Source organism: Rhodococcus sp. MEB041, assembly GCF_030208955.1.
Lineage (GTDB): Bacteria > Actinomycetota > Actinomycetes > Mycobacteriales > Mycobacteriaceae > Rhodococcoides.
The window spans coordinates 245,663-261,225 of sequence record NZ_JARVSZ010000004.1 but is presented as its reverse complement, the minus strand read 5'-3'; the positions used below and the strand labels follow the sequence as shown (position 1 = coordinate 261,225).

At 69.1% G+C, this 15,563-nt stretch carries 19 protein-coding genes; 9 read left to right on the top strand and 10 right to left on the bottom strand.

What is annotated here, in order from left to right; genetic code table 11:
• Nucleotides 1-10 precede the first annotated feature (10 nt).
• Nucleotides 11-1,183: an FUSC family protein gene (locus QRN16_RS13235; protein WP_204869801.1), complete on the bottom strand. Its 1,173-nt coding sequence runs from the start codon at nt 1,181-1,183 to the stop codon at nt 11-13.
• 10 nt (nt 1,184-1,193) lie between these two features.
• Complete coding sequence (locus tag QRN16_RS13230) at nt 1,194-1,610, bottom strand: DUF3151 domain-containing protein (RefSeq protein WP_027506413.1); 417 nt, start codon at nt 1,608-1,610, stop codon at nt 1,194-1,196.
• A gap of 57 nt (nt 1,611-1,667) precedes the next feature.
• Here QRN16_RS13230 and QRN16_RS13225 point away from each other — a divergent pair, with 57 nt between their 5' ends.
• Nucleotides 1,668-2,195, top strand: coding sequence for an Rv0361 family membrane protein (locus QRN16_RS13225; RefSeq protein ID WP_285187330.1), 528 nt, complete (start codon nt 1,668-1,670; stop codon nt 2,193-2,195).
• A gap of 51 nt (nt 2,196-2,246) precedes the next feature.
• On the opposite strand, the gene fbaA is transcribed toward QRN16_RS13225, so the two are convergent.
• Nucleotides 2,247-3,287: a class II fructose-bisphosphate aldolase gene (gene fbaA / locus QRN16_RS13220; RefSeq protein WP_027506415.1), complete on the bottom strand. Its 1,041-nt coding sequence runs from the start codon at nt 3,285-3,287 to the stop codon at nt 2,247-2,249.
• A gap of 191 nt (nt 3,288-3,478) precedes the next feature.
• Here fbaA and QRN16_RS13215 point away from each other — a divergent pair, with 191 nt between their 5' ends.
• On the top strand, nt 3,479-4,312 hold the full coding sequence (locus QRN16_RS13215; RefSeq protein ID WP_231476412.1) for a DedA family protein: 834 nt from the start codon (nt 3,479-3,481) through the stop codon (nt 4,310-4,312).
• A gap of 15 nt (nt 4,313-4,327) precedes the next feature.
• Nucleotides 4,328-5,005, top strand: coding sequence for a DedA family protein (locus QRN16_RS13210; protein ID WP_051613508.1), 678 nt, complete (start codon nt 4,328-4,330; stop codon nt 5,003-5,005).
• 10 nt (nt 5,006-5,015) lie between these two features.
• Here the strand turns inward: QRN16_RS13210 and QRN16_RS13205 are convergent, their stop codons facing one another.
• The 3 genes from QRN16_RS13205 to QRN16_RS13195 are packed head-to-tail and all read right to left on the bottom strand — an operon-like array spanning nt 5,016 to nt 7,625.
• Nucleotides 5,016-6,113, bottom strand: a complete 1,098-nt coding sequence (locus QRN16_RS13205) for a glycoside hydrolase family 76 protein (protein ID WP_222638853.1) — start codon at nt 6,111-6,113, stop codon at nt 5,016-5,018.
• Nucleotides 6,114-6,160: 47 nt separating this feature from the next.
• A complete protein-coding gene (locus QRN16_RS13200; protein WP_027506418.1) occupies nt 6,161-6,835 on the bottom strand; it encodes a TrmH family RNA methyltransferase in 675 nt (224 codons plus the stop codon).
• A 1-nt stretch (nt 6,836) separates the two neighbouring features.
• Complete coding sequence (locus QRN16_RS13195) at nt 6,837-7,625, bottom strand: SDR family oxidoreductase (protein WP_027506419.1); 789 nt, start codon at nt 7,623-7,625, stop codon at nt 6,837-6,839.
• 110 nt (nt 7,626-7,735) lie between these two features.
• Here QRN16_RS13195 and QRN16_RS13190 point away from each other — a divergent pair, with 110 nt between their 5' ends.
• Together QRN16_RS13190 and QRN16_RS13185 are read left to right on the top strand one after the other, a co-directional pair.
• Complete coding sequence (locus QRN16_RS13190) at nt 7,736-8,146, top strand: hypothetical protein (protein ID WP_027506420.1); 411 nt, start codon at nt 7,736-7,738, stop codon at nt 8,144-8,146.
• A complete protein-coding gene (locus QRN16_RS13185; RefSeq protein ID WP_285187323.1) occupies nt 8,143-8,649 on the top strand; it encodes a methylated-DNA--[protein]-cysteine S-methyltransferase in 507 nt (168 codons plus the stop codon). Before QRN16_RS13190 ends, QRN16_RS13185 begins: the two co-directional genes overlap by 4 nt.
• Here the strand turns inward: QRN16_RS13185 and QRN16_RS13180 are convergent.
• Complete coding sequence (locus QRN16_RS13180; RefSeq protein ID WP_285187322.1) at nt 8,570-9,268, bottom strand: lysoplasmalogenase family protein; 699 nt, start codon at nt 9,266-9,268, stop codon at nt 8,570-8,572. The two genes, QRN16_RS13185 and QRN16_RS13180, sit on opposite strands and share 80 nt — an antisense overlap.
• A 76-nt stretch (nt 9,269-9,344) precedes the next feature.
• Between QRN16_RS13180 and QRN16_RS13175 the strand changes: the two genes are divergently transcribed.
• The 4 genes from QRN16_RS13175 (at nt 9,345) to thiD (ending at nt 13,574) form a co-directional block, all read left to right on the top strand.
• On the top strand, nt 9,345-9,791 hold the full coding sequence (locus tag QRN16_RS13175; RefSeq protein ID WP_056444311.1) for a MarR family winged helix-turn-helix transcriptional regulator: 447 nt from the start codon (nt 9,345-9,347) through the stop codon (nt 9,789-9,791).
• Nucleotides 9,788-11,029, top strand: a complete 1,242-nt coding sequence (locus QRN16_RS13170) for an MFS transporter (protein ID WP_222638856.1) — start codon at nt 9,788-9,790, stop codon at nt 11,027-11,029. Before QRN16_RS13175 ends, QRN16_RS13170 begins: the two co-directional genes overlap by 4 nt.
• Nucleotides 11,030-11,234: 205 nt before the next feature.
• Entirely contained in the window at nt 11,235-12,710 is a 1,476-nt protein-coding gene (locus QRN16_RS13165) for a hypothetical protein (RefSeq protein WP_285187320.1), read from the top strand.
• A gap of 75 nt (nt 12,711-12,785) precedes the next feature.
• Nucleotides 12,786-13,574, top strand: coding sequence for a bifunctional hydroxymethylpyrimidine kinase/phosphomethylpyrimidine kinase (gene thiD, locus QRN16_RS13160; protein WP_056443661.1), 789 nt, complete (start codon nt 12,786-12,788; stop codon nt 13,572-13,574).
• A gap of 3 nt (nt 13,575-13,577) precedes the next feature.
• Here thiD and pyrE read toward each other — a convergent pair whose 3' ends face one another.
• The 3 genes from pyrE to QRN16_RS13145 all read right to left on the bottom strand — a co-directional run bounded on the left by pyrE (nt 13,578) and on the right by QRN16_RS13145 (nt 15,563).
• Nucleotides 13,578-14,114: an orotate phosphoribosyltransferase gene (gene pyrE / locus QRN16_RS13155; protein ID WP_037186299.1), complete on the bottom strand. Its 537-nt coding sequence runs from the start codon at nt 14,112-14,114 to the stop codon at nt 13,578-13,580.
• Between the two features lie 24 nt (nt 14,115-14,138).
• Complete coding sequence (locus QRN16_RS13150; RefSeq protein ID WP_222633151.1) at nt 14,139-14,705, bottom strand: hypothetical protein; 567 nt, start codon at nt 14,703-14,705, stop codon at nt 14,139-14,141.
• Between the two features lie 69 nt (nt 14,706-14,774).
• Nucleotides 14,775-15,563, bottom strand: a complete 789-nt coding sequence (locus QRN16_RS13145; protein ID WP_285187319.1) for an SDR family NAD(P)-dependent oxidoreductase — start codon at nt 15,561-15,563, stop codon at nt 14,775-14,777.

The window sequence follows — 15,563 nt, the reverse complement described above, 5'->3', positions numbered from 1 at the left end:
AGCGGGAACCCTAGTAGTCGAGCTCCGGCGGCACGGCGGGGTGGTCGACGGTCGGGGGCAGGGTCGCCAGCGCGGAGATCCGCGAGAGCCCTGCCACCTGGAGCAGGTCGACGACGATGGATCGGATCTGCGCGAGCACCACCACCGCGGACAGGCCGGCGTCCTGCATGAGCTCCGCCTTCGCACCGACCGCCACGTGCCGGAGAACCCGCGCTGCCTCGGCTCGGTCGGGTTGCTCGCCGGGATCCGCGAGCATCATCTTCCGCACCACCTCGGTGGCCTGCGCGAGCTTCTCGACGAGGTCGACCAGTCGGGGGTCGAGAATCTCGTCGTCGCGCACCAGGGACAGGGAGCGCCTGGCGAGAACCCGGATGTTGCGCACCGCGTTGTCCAGCGGATCCGCCGTCGCGGCGAGCTCGGCCAAGCGCTGCTTGCTGTTCCAGTACAGCGGGGAGATGCGGCTGATCTCGCGCCCGCCCTTGAGATCGGTGCGCATCGCGTCGATGGCCGGTTGTGTGGCGCGCGCAGCCTTCAGCGCCTTGGCGATCGGTTCCGCGTCGTTGGCCAGGAGACCGTCCGCGACGAGTTGCAGTACCCGGCCCGACGTGGCGATGACGGTGGCCGCGTCCTTGCGTGCGCGGCGCACGGGGTGCGTCGGCACGACGGCGACGACGGCGAGTCCCACCAGACCGCCGATCAACGCGTCGACCATGCGGTTGAGTCCGCCGGCGTTGCCCGGCGGGATGAGCGTCGCCACCAGCACGGCCGACGATCCCGCCTGCATCGCGATGATGGCGCCGCTGTCGAGGAAGACCGCGGTCGACATCGCGAGCGCGACGACCAAGGCGATCTGCCACGGGCCGGTCCCGATGAGGGCGATGATCGCGTCACCGACACCGATGCCGACCGTGACGCCGACGACGAGTTCGGCCGAACGTCGCATCCGCGCCCCGAGGGACACACCGAGCGAGACGACGGCCGCGATCGGTGCGAAGAAGGGCGTGACGTGCCCGACGACGTCGGTCGCCACGAACCACGCGATGCCCGCGGCGAGCGCGCACTGGATGATCGGCAACCCGGAGACACTCAGTCGGCGCAGCGACGCGTCGATCCGCGCGGAGCCGCGGGTGCGCAGGCCGAGATGCGGGGCCGTGAATCGTGGGTAGCTCCCGAATCGGCCCATGAAGCTGGTGCTAGCCGACGCCGAGTTCGTCCGCGGCGCGCGGATCGCAGTCCTCGAGCAGGTCGAGGCAGCGGGCGTACTCGTCCGTCTCCCCGATCGACTGCGCGGCGCGGGCCAGGACGGCCACGCAGCGCAGGAAGCCGCGGTTGGGCTCGTGGCTGTACGGCACGGGTCCGAAGCCCTTCCAGCCGTTGCGACGCAGCTGGTCGAGCCCGCGGTGGTAGCCGGTGCGTGCGTAGGCGTACGCGGTGATGGTGCGGCCGTCGGACAGGGCGGCCTCGGCGAGGTAGGCCCACGCGATCGACGCGGTGGGGTGCGCCGCGGCCACCTCCTCGGGCGCCGTGTGGTTCAGCAGAGCGGACTCGGCCTCGTCGTCGCCGGGCAGCAGGGTGGGCTGGGGACCGAGGAGATCACCGAAGGAAGTCATGACGACAGTCTCCCACGGAGCGCGCGGGAGACGTCGGGCGCTGGATAAGGTGCACGCGTGTCTCCGGATAACTCGCGCCCCGCCGCACCGCGCCGCATCGAACCCAGCGCCGCACCGAAGAAGGTGTCGACGCGCTCCGGAGGACGGCGGCGCGGACCGTGGATCGCGGCGGCCCTCGTGGCCCTGCTGGCGATCGCGGGTGTCGTGGCGTTCGCACTGCTGCGTGGCGGCACGAGCGTCACGGGTCCGAGCGACGACGAGAAGATCCGCACCTCGATCGACACCTTCACCACGGCGTTGCGTGACGGCGACCTGACCGCTCTGCGCGGCGTCACGTGCGGCGCGCTGGCGTCCTTCTACGGCGGCATCTCCGAGGTCGACTTCGCCGCGACGCACGACGCCGCCGTCGCATCCGGAACGGTGCCGGTGGTAGAGAGCGTCGACACCATTCAGATCACCGAAGCGGAACCGCCGGATCAGACGACGGCGATCGCACAGGTCACCGCGCGCACCGAGGGCGCAGAGCCCTCGGCGCGCACGTTCGACCTCGCGCTGGACGGCGAGACCTGGAAGGTCTGCGCCTGACCGCGCTCGTGCGCCTCTTGCGCATCCGGGGATGCGCAAGAGGCTCACGGGTCAGCCCGCTGACACACTCCGACCGGCGGACTTCAGGTCGTTGCACGCCTCGACGACGCGCGCCGTCATACCGGCCTCGGCCTTCTTGAGGTAGCTGCGCGGGTCGTAGGCCTTCTTGTTACCCACCTCGCCGTCGACCTTCAGCACGCCGTCGTAGTTGCTGAAGAAGTGGCCGGCGATGGGCCGACTGAACGCGTACTGGGTGTCGGTGTCGACGTTCATCTTCACGACGCCGTACTCGAGGGCCTCCTCGATCTCACTCTTGGCCGAGCCCGAGCCGCCGTGGAAGACGAAGTCGAAGGGCTTGGAGCCGGCAGCGAGTCCGAGCTTCTCGGTGGCGACGCGCTGGCCGTCCGCGAGCACCGACGGCTTGAGCTTGACGTTGCCCGGCTTGTAGACGCCGTGGACGTTGCCGAACGTCGCGGCCAACAGGTAGCGCGATCCGGCATCGCCGGCACCGAGCGCCTCGACCGTCTTCAGGAAGTCCTCGTTCGAGGTGTACAGCTTGTCGTTGATCTCCGCCTCGACGCCGTCCTCCTCGCCGCCGACCACGCCGATCTCGATCTCCAGGATGATGCGCGCCGCGGCGGCCCGGGCCAGCAGATCCTTGGCGATCTCGAGGTTCTCGTCGATCGGCACCGCGGAGCCGTCCCACATGTGCGACTGGAAGAGGGGGTTCTTCCCGGCGTCGACGCGCTCCTGCGACACCGCGAGGAGCGGACGCACGTAGGTGTCCAGCTTGTCCTTGGGGCAGTGGTCGGTGTGCAGCGCGATGGTGACGTCGTACTTCGCGGCGACGACGTGGGCGAACTCGGCGAGCGCGACGGCGCCGGTGACCATGTCCTTCACACCGAGGCCGGACGCGAACTCCGCGCCACCGGTGGAGAACTGGATGATGCCGTCGCTGCCCGCGTCGGCGAAGCCCTTGATGGCCGCGTTGACGGACTCGGATCCCACGCAGTTGATGGCGGGAAAAGCGAACTTGTGTTCCTTGGCGCGGCCGAGCATCTCGGCGTACACCTCGGGAGTTGCGATCGGCACGAAGAAACCTCCACGGTGAGCGAACGGGGCACCCGATCAGGTGCGGTCACTAGCAGTATGTCAACCGAGGTGACGCCGGTCGCGCCCTGCCCGATCTACTCGCCGGTAGTTGCTGAGAGTTGCTCGTGAGTTGTACTACCCGCCACTCGGCGTGCGGGTATCGGCTGCTCTCGCCGGTACTGTGGGCGCTTGTGACTACCGTGGCCGCCTCCGTGACCGACCTCGCCCTGCTGCCGGGGTTCCTCGATCCCGTCAACCTGCTGAACTCGTTCGGCACCTGGGTCCTGGTCGGTCTGCTGCTGGTGGTGTTCATCGAGTCGGGCCTGCTGTTCCCGCTGCTCCCGGGCGATTCGCTGCTGTTCACGGCCGGTCTGATCGCCGCGTCGAAGAGCGCGGAGATCGAGCCGTTCGCGCCGCTGTGGGTGCTGTTGGTGACCATTCCGATCGCCGCGGTGCTGGGTGATCAGGCGGGATATCTGATCGGCAAGAAGGCCGGCACGGGCCTGTTCACGGACGACGCCCGCTTCCTGAAGAAGCGCTACATCGACGAGTCGCACGCGTTCTTCGAGAAGCACGGTCCCATCACCATCTTCCTGGCGCGCTTCGTGCCCATCGTGCGTACGTTCGCGCCGGTCGTGGCCGGCGCCTCGGGCATGCGCTACCGCACGTTCATCACCTACAACGTCGTCGGCGGCATCGTCTGGGGCTCGGGCGTCACGCTGCTCGGCTACCTGCTGGGCCAGATCGCCGTCATCCGCGACAACGTCGACATCATCTTCCTGCTCATCGTCGCCGTGTCCGTCCTGCCCATCGCCTGGGAGGTCGGCAAGCGGATTGTCTCCTCGCGCCGCACCCCGCTCGGTGAGGCCGTCGACGCGTTCGACGGCAAGCTCGACGGCAAGGTCGAGCCGTCCAAGTGGTCCGAGCCGGCCCAGAGGTCGGACACTGCTCAGCGGTCGGAACCAGCTCAGTGGTCCGAGCCCGTCCAGCGCACCGAGCCCGCTCCGCGCGACTCGTCCTCGTAGATCGGTCCCCCGTTCATGCTTCTCGCCGGTAGCACCGTGCTCGCCGAAGGCGGCGCGATGGGATTCCTCGAATCGGCCGGGCCCACCCTGGTCTGGCTCATCGTGGTGTCCTTCGTGTTCCTCGAGTGCGCCGTCATCGTGGGCCTCTTCCTTCCCGGCGACTCGCTGCTGATCACCGCCGGTATCGGACTGGCCGCCCACGCCTCGGGCACCTCGCACGTGTGGGCGCTGTCCGCGGGCGCGTTCCTGGCCGCCATCGCCGGTAATCAGGTGGGGTACATGATCGGTAAACGCACCGGTCATCGCCTCGTGGCGCGCAAGAACGGCAAGTACGTCAACACCGCGAATCTGGAGAAGGTCAACCGACTTCTCGAGAAGCACGGCTTCTGGGCGGTGCTCGTCGCGCGCTGGATCCCGTGGGTGCGGACCCTGTGCCCGATGGTCGCCGGTGCCGGTGGGATGAACCACCGCCGCTACACCATCGCCAGCACGCTGGGTGCGCTCATCTGGGCACCCGTGCTGCTGCTGATCGGGTTCTACTTCGGAGCGGTGCTCGACAAGGTGTCGTGGCTGTTCCCCACCGTGCTCACGCTGATGATCGTCTCGATCGTGGTCGGCACCATCTTCGGTCTGTACCAGTACCGCAAGGAGATGAAGAAGCCGGTGGAGACCACCGAAGTGCACGATCTCTGACGGCTGACGTTCAGCCGAGGCTGTGCGCCGCCTCCATCAACATCCAGCCGCCGAGCTGGACGGAGAAGTCGCGCTCCGGCACGGACGACGACGTGACGGTGCCGGCGCTGAACCGGGCGATCGACGCACCGAACGAGGGCAGCTTGGCGATGGCGGACCAGTCGCTGCCGAACAGCGGCAGGCCCTCGATGGACAGGCAGTTGTCCCACGCGGCCTCCGCCGACGCCAGCACGATGTCGGCGGCGACCGAGCGCGCCTCGTGGTCCTCGTCGTCGTCTCCGGGCAACGACGTCGCCACCAGTGCGAGGTACCGGGCGAGGATCCCGTTGAACAGGCCGCCGTCCCCTCCCCCGCCGCCGATGATCACGCCATCTTTCGTGAGGTGCTGCTGCACGGCGGCGACGAGTCGATGCACGCGCTCGCGGTGCTTGTCGTCACCGAGGCTGATCGCGAGTTCGGTCTCGGCGCCGAGCACGACGCCCTGGCAGTAGGAGTAGATGGGCGTCTCGACGCGGCCGTCTGCGTGGATGCCGTCGAGCACGAGATGGGTCGTCGGATCGACGAGAGTCGCGTCGATCCAGTCGGCCATGGCCTGGGCGCGCCACAGCTTGCCGGTCCGTGCGAGCAGCACCGCCGCCGGGCCGTTGGCCGGCACGTTGAAGAAGTCGCTCTTCCTGGACCAGCGGATACCGCCCCCGTGCGCCGGATCCCAGGCGTCGAACAGCTCCGACTCCAGGGCCGCGATCGCGGTGCGATTGTCGACGAGGTGCAGACGTTGCGCTCGCTCGAGGGACAGCCCCAGCCACGCCATGTCGTCGTAGTACGAGTTGGTCCAGCCGGTGAGGTTGCGCAGCCGGTGGGTGCGCGCGATCCGGGCCAGCCGTCGTCGGCGGCGCGCCGACGGCGCCCGCTCCTCGGCGTCGACCACACAGTCGATGAGGTGCGCCTGCCACCAGTAGTGCCAGCGGAAGAACAACCGCTCCCGTCGGACCGGCGGCCACGCCACGACACCCAGAGCCGTCCCCGGCAGTCCCCACAGACGGCGGACGTGGCGAGAGAAGACGGCCTCCTCGGCGGCGTCCGCCCTGGAGGACCACGTGTCGTGCATGATTCGATCCTGCCAGTACCCCTCGGCTCGGGAGCCGTCGGGCACGGTCACCAGGCCAGGTCGGGATCCGCGTGCTGCCGGATCCAGGCGTGCATCGTGATCCCGGCTGCGACACCGGCATTGATACTGCGGGTGGAGCCGAACTGCGCGATGGACACCGTCATCGACGCGGCGGCGCGCGCGTCGTCGGTCACGCCCGGGCCCTCCTGACCGAAGAGCAGCAGCGCATTCCGCGGGAGAACGGCAGTCTCGAGCGGGACGGACCCGGGCACGTTGTCGACGGCCACCACCGTCAGGCCCGCCTCCGCCGCGTACGCCGTCAGCGCCTCGACGGTCTCGTGATGCTCGATGTGTTGGTAGCGGTCGGTGACCATCGCACCGCGACGGTTCCAACGCCGACGCCCGACGATGTGCACCGCGGCGGCGCCGAACGCGTTGGCCGTGCGGACGACCGTCCCGATGTTGGCGTCGTGCGCGAAGTTCTCGATGGCCACGTGCATCGGATGCCGGCGCGTGTCCAGGTCCGCGACGATGGCCTCGCGCGTCCAGTACCGGTACGCGTCGACGACGTTGCGCCGATCCCCCTCGTCGAGGAGTTCCGGGTCGTAGCGGGGATCGGTGGGCCGAGGCCCGTCACGCTCGACGTCCCAGGCGGGTACGCCGCGCGGGTGCTCACCCCACTCGGTGGCACCCGCCTCGTCGCTGCGGTCGTTCTCGGTCAACTCAGGAATGGGACAGACGGCGGTTGACCTCGCGGGTCAGCCAGACCGGGGAGAACCGCGAGCCCATGGACAGTGCCTTGGACGGGAGCCCCACCGGGAAGTGCACCTTGTGGTAGATCCGCTTGGCGGGCTGCGTCGACTTGAAGATCGCGTCGGCGACGTCCTGCGCGGTCAGCTTGATGCCCAGCGAACCGGTGGTACCGGTCTGGATCCCCTTGGTCATGGCGGTCTGCACGAAGAGCGGCCACATGGCCTTCACGGCGATGTCGTGCTTGTGCCACTCGAGGTCGAGCGCCTCGGTGAGCCCGCGCACCGCGAACTTGGTCGCGCCGTACGTGGCGAGCTCGGGCTGGCCGTAGATGGCGGAGGCGGAGCACAGGTTCACCACCTGGGCGCCGCGCGTCTTCTTCAGGTACGGGAACGCTTCGAGCAGACCGTTGAGCACGCCGCCGACGTTGATGTCGAACTGCTTGCGGTGCGTCTCGATGGCCTGCTCGGCGAACTGGCCCGCGATGAGGATGCCCGCGTTGTTGATGAGCACGTCGAGTCGCCCGCCCGCCGCCTCGTCGAACTCCTTCAGTCGCTCGGTGAACTGCGCGGTGTCGGTGACGTCGAGGATTCCCGTCGTCGACGTCGAGCCCTTCGCCGCGATCTCCTTCGCGAGGGAGGCCAGTCCCGTCTCGTCGATGTCGTACGCACCGACGTGGTACCCGGCGGCGGCGAACGTGAGTGCGGTGGCCCGCCCGATGCCGGCTGCTGCGCCGGTGATGAAGACAGTAGGTTGAGACATGTCTGAAGAGTAAAGGGTCGGGCTGAGCTGCAACAGAGCGGTGAGCCGAAAACTTACCGCCGAGTAGCTTCCGGCGTCCTCGGAGGCGCTCACGGGAGGGATCCGAGTCGATGGACCACGAGAGAGTGGGTCGGGCGGTGGCCGTGGTCACCGCCATCTACGTCGTCGTGCTGGCGGTCTGGGCGCTCGTGCTGCTCCCCAAGGCCCCGGACGGCACCGTTCCGTATCAGATCGCTGCGCTGGTCGCGGGCTTCGGCGCGGCACTCGGACTCGCGATGATGGCTGCCGGGCGCCCCACCGCCGACGAACGCCGCATGCGCGACCACGGGCTCGAGGGGTGGGCCGTCGTCGACGAGGTACGGGAGGTCGGAGCCGAGACGGAGGTCGACCTCACGATCACCGTGCCGGGGTCGGGGTCCTACCCGGGCACTGTCCGACGCACGGGGTCCGTTCGGTACGAGGTCGGCGCGACCGTTCCCGTCGTCGTCGATCCCGACGACCGGACGCGGATCCGGTTGTGACACCGACCGACTCGACCCGGCACCACACCGTTCTCGACACCCCGGTGGGTCCTCTCACCGTCGTGCGCACCGGGACGGCGCTGTCGGGCGTCTACTTTCCCGGTCACCGTCCGGCACCGGCTCCCGGCCGGATCGGCACCGCCCGGGCGGACGGGTTCGACGAGATCCGCGATCAGTTGGCGGAGTACTTCGGCGGCCGGCGGCGCTGCTTCGATCTCGAGCTGGCCCCGGTGGGCACCGAATTCCAGAACGAGGTGTGGGCCGCGCTCCGCACGATCCCCTACGGCGAGACGTGGACGTACTCCGCTCTGGCCGTCACCGTCGGCCGGCCCACCTCGGTGCGAGCGGTGGCGTCGGCCAACGCCCGGAACCCGTTGTCGATCGTCGTGCCGTGCCACCGCGTCATCGGAATGTCCGGCAGCCTCACGGGTTTCGCCGGCGGCGTCGAGCGCAAACGCCTGCTGCTCGATCTCGAGTCGGGAACCCCGACGCTGTTCTCGTGAGGGAGTCGACGAGCGCGTACTGAGCGCCGATGTAGGTCGCGAGTACCGCGACCTCGAGGACGTCGCGCAGGCGCGCGTCGGCCGTGGTCCGCCGCACGAGCACCATGCCGTCGGAGACGGTGAACAGCGTCGATCCGACGACGGCACGGGTGTCGCCGTCCGCACCGAGAACGGACATGGCACCGAGGGCGACGCCGTAGGCCATGGAGATCGGTGCAATGGTCGGGGCGCGTCTCGTGGCCAGCACGGCGCCGCCCGCCCATCCCGCCGCTCGAAGCAGAGCATGGTGCGGCCGCACGCGAGAACCGTTGCGATGCAACAGCACCGACCAGCACCCCTGCATGACGGCGAACGACGACGCCCCCGCAGTGAACCGGCGATCGTCGTCCGGATCGATCATCGCGACGTCGCCGAGCGTCGCCGCCGAGAGCCCCGCAGCCAGCAGTGGCGAGCGGTGGGCGCCGGACCGCACCGCGAGAATCGGCATGAGGAGCGGCTTGCACACCGCCTGCACGACGGGCCGATGCGTGGCGGCACCGACGATGGTGCCCGCCGCAGCGACGGCGTAGGCCAGGGCCGTGGCCCTGCGGACCAGCGTGGCGGACGACCCGGACGGCATGCGGACACCGTAACCGACCCCACACTGGATTTCGATAGTTAGCTTATGTAACGTTAAGGGAGTGCAGACCACGGCGATGCGAACCGACGAACTGCGGACACTGCTGTCCGAACTGGTCACCACGACCTCGCGCTTCACCCGGCTCGCGGCCTCGGTCGCGCCCGCGGAGCATCCCCGTACGTGGTCGCGCGCGCTCTCCCTGCTCGACGAGTACGGCGCGATCCGGATCAGCGAGTTCGCCCGCCTCGACCGATGCTCGCAACCCTCGGCGACGGCCCTGCTGCGCACGCTCCACGAGAACGGTCTCGTCGACCGCATGACGGATCCGACCGACTCCCGCGCCGTGGTCGTGTCGATCTCGGACCACGGACGCACTTGGCTCGCCGACTCGCGTCGCGCCATCGGCGACGGACTGCTCCGCCACCTGGGCGAGCCCGATCCCGACCAACTCCGACGCATCGTCGAGGGCCTCGACGACCTGCGCTCGGTACTCAAGAACACAGCACGAAAGGAACACCCGTGACGACGATCGAGGAGAAGAAGGACGCGTCCCAGCCGAGCCTTCTGCAGCAACCGAAGGCCGTGTGGGCAGTGGCGTTCGCCAGTGTCATCGCCTTCATGGGGATCGGCCTCGTCGATCCCATTCTCAAGCCCATCGGCGAACAGTTGAACGCGACACCGTCGCAGGTGTCTCTTCTGTTCACGTCCTACATGCTGGTGACGGGCGTGGCGATGCTCGTCACGGGCGTCGTCTCGTCGCGCTTCGGCCCGAAGAAGACACTGCTGGCCGGTCTCGCGATCATCATCGTGTTCGCCGCGCTCGCAGGCTCGTCGAGCACCATCACCCAGATCGTCGGGTTCCGCGCCGGCTGGGGACTGGGCAACGCACTCTTCATCGCGACCGCCCTGGCGACGATCGTCGGCGCCGCGAGCGGTGGCGTCGCGCGGGCCATCATCTTGTACGAGGCCGCACTGGGCATCGGCATCGCCACCGGCCCGCTGGTCGGCGGCGTCCTGGGCAGCATCAGCTGGCGGGGCCCGTTCTTCGGCGTCGCCGTCCTGATGGCCGTGGCCGTCGTGCTGCTCGTCGTCATGCTGCCGGAGGGCGAGAAGCCCACGCACCGAACCTCTCTCGCGGACCCCTTCCGCGCACTGCGGCACCGCGGGCTGCTCACGGTCGGCATCACGGCACTGCTGTACAACTACGGATTCTTCACCCTGCTCGCCTACACGCCGTTCCCGCTCGACCTCGGCACCTACGCGATCGGCTTCATCTTCTTCGGCTGGGGACTCGCGCTCGCGGTGGCCTCGGTGTTCCTCGCACCGCGCCTGCAGCGCCGGTTCGGGACGCTGAACATGATGATGCTCGCGCTGCTCCTCTTCGCCGCCGACCTCGCCGCGATGGCTCTGTTCACGGAGAGCAAGCCGGTTCTGATCGTGTGCGTCGTCCTTGCCGGACTGTTCCTCGGCGTCAACAACACCCTCATCACCGAGACCGTCATGATCTCGGCGCCGGTCGAACGGTCGACAGCCTCGGCGGCCTACAGCTTCGTGCGGTTCGCCGGCGGCGCTGCCGCCCCGTACCTCGCCGGCAAGCTCGGTGAATCCAATGTGCACGTGCCGTTCTGGGTGGGCGCCGCCTGTACCTTCCTGGCCATCGGCGTTCTCGCGACCGGCCGGAAGGTCCTCGCACACGTCGACGACCACGACCCCGCTCCGCACAGCGTCGACGAGGCGACAGCGCTCACCGTCGGCGACTGACCAGGGAAAACCGAATCACACCAGTCACATTCACCGCATTAACACCATCTGCACCAAAGGTCACACTTCGATGACGAAGTAACTCTGAAGTAAAGGTCTAGGCGGACCGGAAGGTACGTTCTGTTCGGTCGGGGGACGCGTACACCATTCTTCACCGCTTCTCGGATACGGCAGGAATGCCGTCTTCGGTATCGAAAGGCCATTCATGTCGGACAAGTCCATCACCCGTGCCCGCAGGACGCGGCTCGCTGCAGCAGGCGCCGTGCTCGCCGTGTCGCTGGCTGTCGCCGCACCCGCCGTGGCCGTCGCCCAGCAGGATCAGCCGGACAGCTCGGAGAGCAGCGAGTCCTCCACGAGCACCACCACCGAGGCTCCCGCCACGTCGAGCACCGAGCAGGCACCCTCGGCGACGGATGCGCCGCCGGTCACCACCGTGCCCACCACCGCTCCCCCGGCCCGGCCGCTGCCGCAGGTCACCGGTTCCGTCGTGGTCGACGACGAGGGCAACTCCTCCATCAAGGTCGACATCGACGCGAAGCTGACCGAGGACGAGAAGAAGGCACTGCAGGTGGCCAAGGACGCCACCAAGGCCGCCGTCGACGCCATCAAGAAGGCGCAGGCATTCCTCGACGACGCCATCGCCGCAGCGCAGGGCGGCGACGCCGCTGCCGAGGCCGAGGTCGACGAAGCGAAGGCCGAGCTCGAGGCATCCAAGGCCGAGGAATCGGCGTCGGTCGCCGAGCAGGAGAGCATCGTCGCCGCCGGTGTCGCCGCCAAGGCGCAGGAAGAGGCTGACGCCGCCAAGGCTGCAGCGGACGAGGAGAAGAGCAAGGCGGACGCCGCTCAGGCCGAGGCCGACGCTGCGAAGGACAAGGCCGACGAGCTCGAGGGCGACGCTGCCGCGGATCCGACCGAGGCAGAGTCCGCGCGTGCGGACGCCGATGCGAAGGCCGAGGCCGCAGCCGCCGCGCGCACCGCCGCGGAGGAGGCCACGAAGGCTGCCGAGGAGTCGCTGAAGGCCGTCGGTGACGCGTTCGCGACGCTCGACGCCGCCAAGGTCACCACGGCGATCCAGGCCGCGTACGCGAAGGCGTCGACGCTCTTCGCCGCTGTCGTCAAGGCAGCGACGACGCAGGTGGCCGCCACGGTCGCCGAGGAGAACGCGAAGCGGCTCGAAGCAGCCGGTGACGCCGAGGCGGCAGCAGCAGCCGAGGCCGCCGCAGCAGCGAAGGCCGAGGCCGACGCAGCTGCGAAGGATGCCGCGGACAAGAAGGCCGCCGACGAGGCTGCCGCGGAGAACGCCGCCAAGGAGACCGTCACGGTCGAGGTCGGCGACGAGAAGAAGGAGGACGTCGAGGTCGCCACCATCGACTCCACCACGGTCGAGGTCACCGCCTCCGGAATCCGTCTCATCGGCTTCTACGTCGACGGCCCGACGCGCACGTTCAAGGTGGTCGACTACTTCACCGACGACGAGGAGGGCAACGTCATCGTCGCCGGCGAACTGCCGGAGATCGGTCTCGTGTCGTCCGAGTCGAGCCTCGCGGGGTCGGATCAGGCGAGTGCCTCGAACGACGAGGGCGGACTGCCCGTCGCCGCGATCGGCACCGGCGTGGCCGTCGTCGCCGTCGCGGGTGTCGGTGCGTTCGCACTCTCGCGTCGCAAGGGCACTCGCTCCTGACGACCGAGCGCGTGGGTGCGGGGGCTCTCTCGGCCCCGCACCCACGCGCTCTCGGCGTTTTGGGATGATGAAGACATGCCGACACTCGCCTACGTCATCGCCGGATCCGAAGCCACGGGAGGCGCCGGCCTGCAGGCCGACCTCAAGACGTTCGAGCGGCTCGGGGTCTACGGCGTCGGCACCATCACCTGCATCGTCTCGTTCGATCCGAAGGCCGGGTGGGGCCACCGTTTCGTCCCCATCGCGGGACCGGTGATCGCCGACCAGATCGAGGCGGCGACGGCTGCCCACTCACTGGACGTCGTGAAGATCGGCATGCTCGGCACACCCGAGACCGTTGCCACCGTCGCCGAGTCGCTCCGTCAGCAGCCGTGGCGACACGTCGTCGTGGATCCCGTCCTCATCTGCAAGGGCCAGGAGCCGGGCGCGGCGCTGGACACGGACAACGCCCTGCGCGCCGAGATCCTCCCGCTCGCGACCGTCGTCACGCCCAATCTCTTCGAGGCGCAGACCTTGTCGGGAATGGACTCGATCGAGTCCGTCGACGATCTGTCGGAGGCCGCCCGCCGCATCGCGGACCTCGGACCGCGCTACGTGGTGGTCAAGGGCGGCGCGGGTCTGCCCGGCGACGAGGCCGTCGACGTCCTGTTCGACGGTACCGACGTCTCGGTGTTCCGTGCGCCGAAGATCGGCGAGGAGCGCGTCTCCGGAGCCGGCTGCATCTTCGCCGCCGCCATCACCGCCGAGCTGGCGAAGGGTTCCTCGGTCCAGGACGCGGTGGCCACGGCCAAGGACTTCGCGCACGCCGGCATCGTCGGCCGCGTGACGACGAACGCGCCCTTCACCGCCGTCGGCTGGCAGTAGAGCTCAGAGGTTCAGGTCGCCCAGACCGAGGAGGGACCGGTACTCGAGACCCTCGGCCGCGATGACCGCGTCGGCGCCGGTGGCGCGGTCCACCACCGTCGCGACGCCCACCACGACGGCACCGGCGTCACGCAGAGCCGCGACGGCCGTGAGCGGGGAGTTGCCGGTGGTGGTGGTGTCCTCGACGACCAGGACCCGTTTGCCCACGATGTCCGGGCCCTCGATCTGGCGCTGCATGCCGTGGGCCTTGGCCGCCTTGCGGACGACGAACGCGTCGATGGGACGGCCCGGCGCGTGCATGACCGCCAAGGCGACGGGGTCGGCACCCATGGTGAGTCCGCCCACGGCGTCGAAATCCCAGTCCGACACCAGTTCTCGCATGAGCTGCCCGATGAGGGCACCGGCGCGGTGGTGCAGCGTCGCACGGCGGAGGTCGACGTAGTAGTCGGCTTCCGTGCCCGACGACAGCGTCACCTTCCCGTGCACGACGGCCAACTCGCGGACCAGTTCTGCCAGTTCGGACTTCTCGGTAGCTGCCACGAGCAGTGAATCTATCGGGTGCGCTCAGGCGGCGTGCTGCGGCGCCCGCAACCACGCCGTGTCGGCGTCCGCGGTCTCGGCGAACACAGCGGGCGCCCGGACGCCCAACAGCCGGACGACGGGTCCGGACAGCGGCGAGTCGGCGAGCGAGGCCAACGACGAGGCCTGCGTGTTGTACACGCGGACGGCCCCGGCGACGCGATGCTCGATGCGATCGAGTTCCGTTGCGGGCGAGCTGAAGTCCCACCCGAGAGGCCCACTGGCCCGACCGTCGAAGAGCACCTCGTGCAGCGCGACCGACAGCGCGTTCTCGGCGCCGGCCCGGGCGCCGAGCTCGGCGCGCCGATCCCGCATCATGGCCGACAGCGACCGCGCTCCGACGAGTTGGTTCACGGCGGCGCGGTCGAGATCTGCGTCGACGGCAGCGCGCACGAGATCGGGGATCACGGCCCGTCGTCGATCGAGCTCGATCTCGAGCAGGTTCAGTCCGGCAGCGACGGAGTCGGCCGACCGACGTGTCCGCCGGACGACCGACACGATCCAGCCGATACCGATGATCATCACGAACGCCACCAGGGCCACAACAGTCACACCAGAAACATAGCGCCGTCGAGTATGAACGTCGACCCGAGGTCGAGGGTTCGTCTCGGCCGTTGGAGCTTACGTGCGACCGCGCGCGCTGCCGACCAGGGAGACCACGCGGCGAGCGATGGTACGGGGCACCAGACGCGATACCGAAGTCAGTGACTTGTACTGAAGCCCAGGCACACTCAGCACGGTGTTCTTCTCCAGGTCGGCGAGCGAGGCGTCGACGACCTGGTCCACGGAGAGGTACATGAACGACGGAATCGACGACATCTCGATGCCGGCGCGCTCGTGGAACTCGGTCCGCACGAAGCCCGGGCACAGAGCCTGGATGCGGACGCCGGTGCCGGCGAGACCGCCCGCGAGACCCTCGCTGAACGAGACGACGTACGCCTTCGACGCGGAGTACGTGGAACCGCGACCCGACAGCAGGCCGGCGACGCTGGCCACGTTGATCACCGAGCCCTTCGCACCCGCGATCATCGACGGCAGCGCCGCGCGGGTGAACTGCATGACGGCGGTGACGTTGACGTCGAGCTGCGACTGCAGCAGCGCGGGGTCCGCCGTCCAGAACTCGCCGGACGTGCCGAAGCCCGCGTTGTTGATCAGGACCTGCACGCCCTCCTGCAGTCGGGCGACCACGGCAGCGCGGCCCTCCTCGGTCGCGAGGTCCGCGCCCAGGATCTCCGACGAGGTGCCGTACGACGCGCGTAGCTCGTCGGCCAGTGCCTCGAGCCTGACGGTGTCGCGGGCGACCAGGACGAGGTCGTGGCCACTGGCGGCGAGACGGCGGGCGAACCCGCCGCCGATGCCGGACGTCGGACCGGTGACGAGTGCGATGGGCCGCGGTGTTGGAGTCGACAT

Excerpts from the sequence above, each read along its gene's own strand:
- QRN16_RS13235 (WP_204869801.1), bottom strand. The coding sequence starts at position 1,183 with ATGGGCCGATTCGGGAGCTACCCACGATTCACGGCCCCGCATCTCGGC.
- QRN16_RS13230 (WP_027506413.1), bottom strand. The coding sequence starts at position 1,610 with ATGACTTCCTTCGGTGATCTCCTCGGTCCCCAGCCCACCCTGCTGCCC.
- QRN16_RS13210 (WP_051613508.1), top strand. The coding sequence starts at position 4,328 with ATGCTTCTCGCCGGTAGCACCGTGCTCGCCGAAGGCGGCGCGATGGGA.
- QRN16_RS13205 (WP_222638853.1), bottom strand. The coding sequence starts at position 6,113 with ATGCACGACACGTGGTCCTCCAGGGCGGACGCCGCCGAGGAGGCCGTC.
- QRN16_RS13195 (WP_027506419.1), bottom strand. The coding sequence starts at position 7,625 with ATGTCTCAACCTACTGTCTTCATCACCGGCGCAGCAGCCGGCATCGGG.
- QRN16_RS13190 (WP_027506420.1), top strand. The coding sequence starts at position 7,736 with ATGGACCACGAGAGAGTGGGTCGGGCGGTGGCCGTGGTCACCGCCATC.
- QRN16_RS13180 (WP_285187322.1), bottom strand. The coding sequence starts at position 9,268 with ATGCCGTCCGGGTCGTCCGCCACGCTGGTCCGCAGGGCCACGGCCCTG.
- QRN16_RS13175 (WP_056444311.1), top strand. The coding sequence starts at position 9,345 with ATGCGAACCGACGAACTGCGGACACTGCTGTCCGAACTGGTCACCACG.
- QRN16_RS13165 (WP_285187320.1), top strand. The coding sequence starts at position 11,235 with ATGTCGGACAAGTCCATCACCCGTGCCCGCAGGACGCGGCTCGCTGCA.
- thiD (WP_056443661.1), top strand. The coding sequence starts at position 12,786 with ATGCCGACACTCGCCTACGTCATCGCCGGATCCGAAGCCACGGGAGGC.
- QRN16_RS13145 (WP_285187319.1), bottom strand. The coding sequence starts at position 15,563 with ATGTCGACTCCAACACCGCGGCCCATCGCACTCGTCACCGGTCCGACG.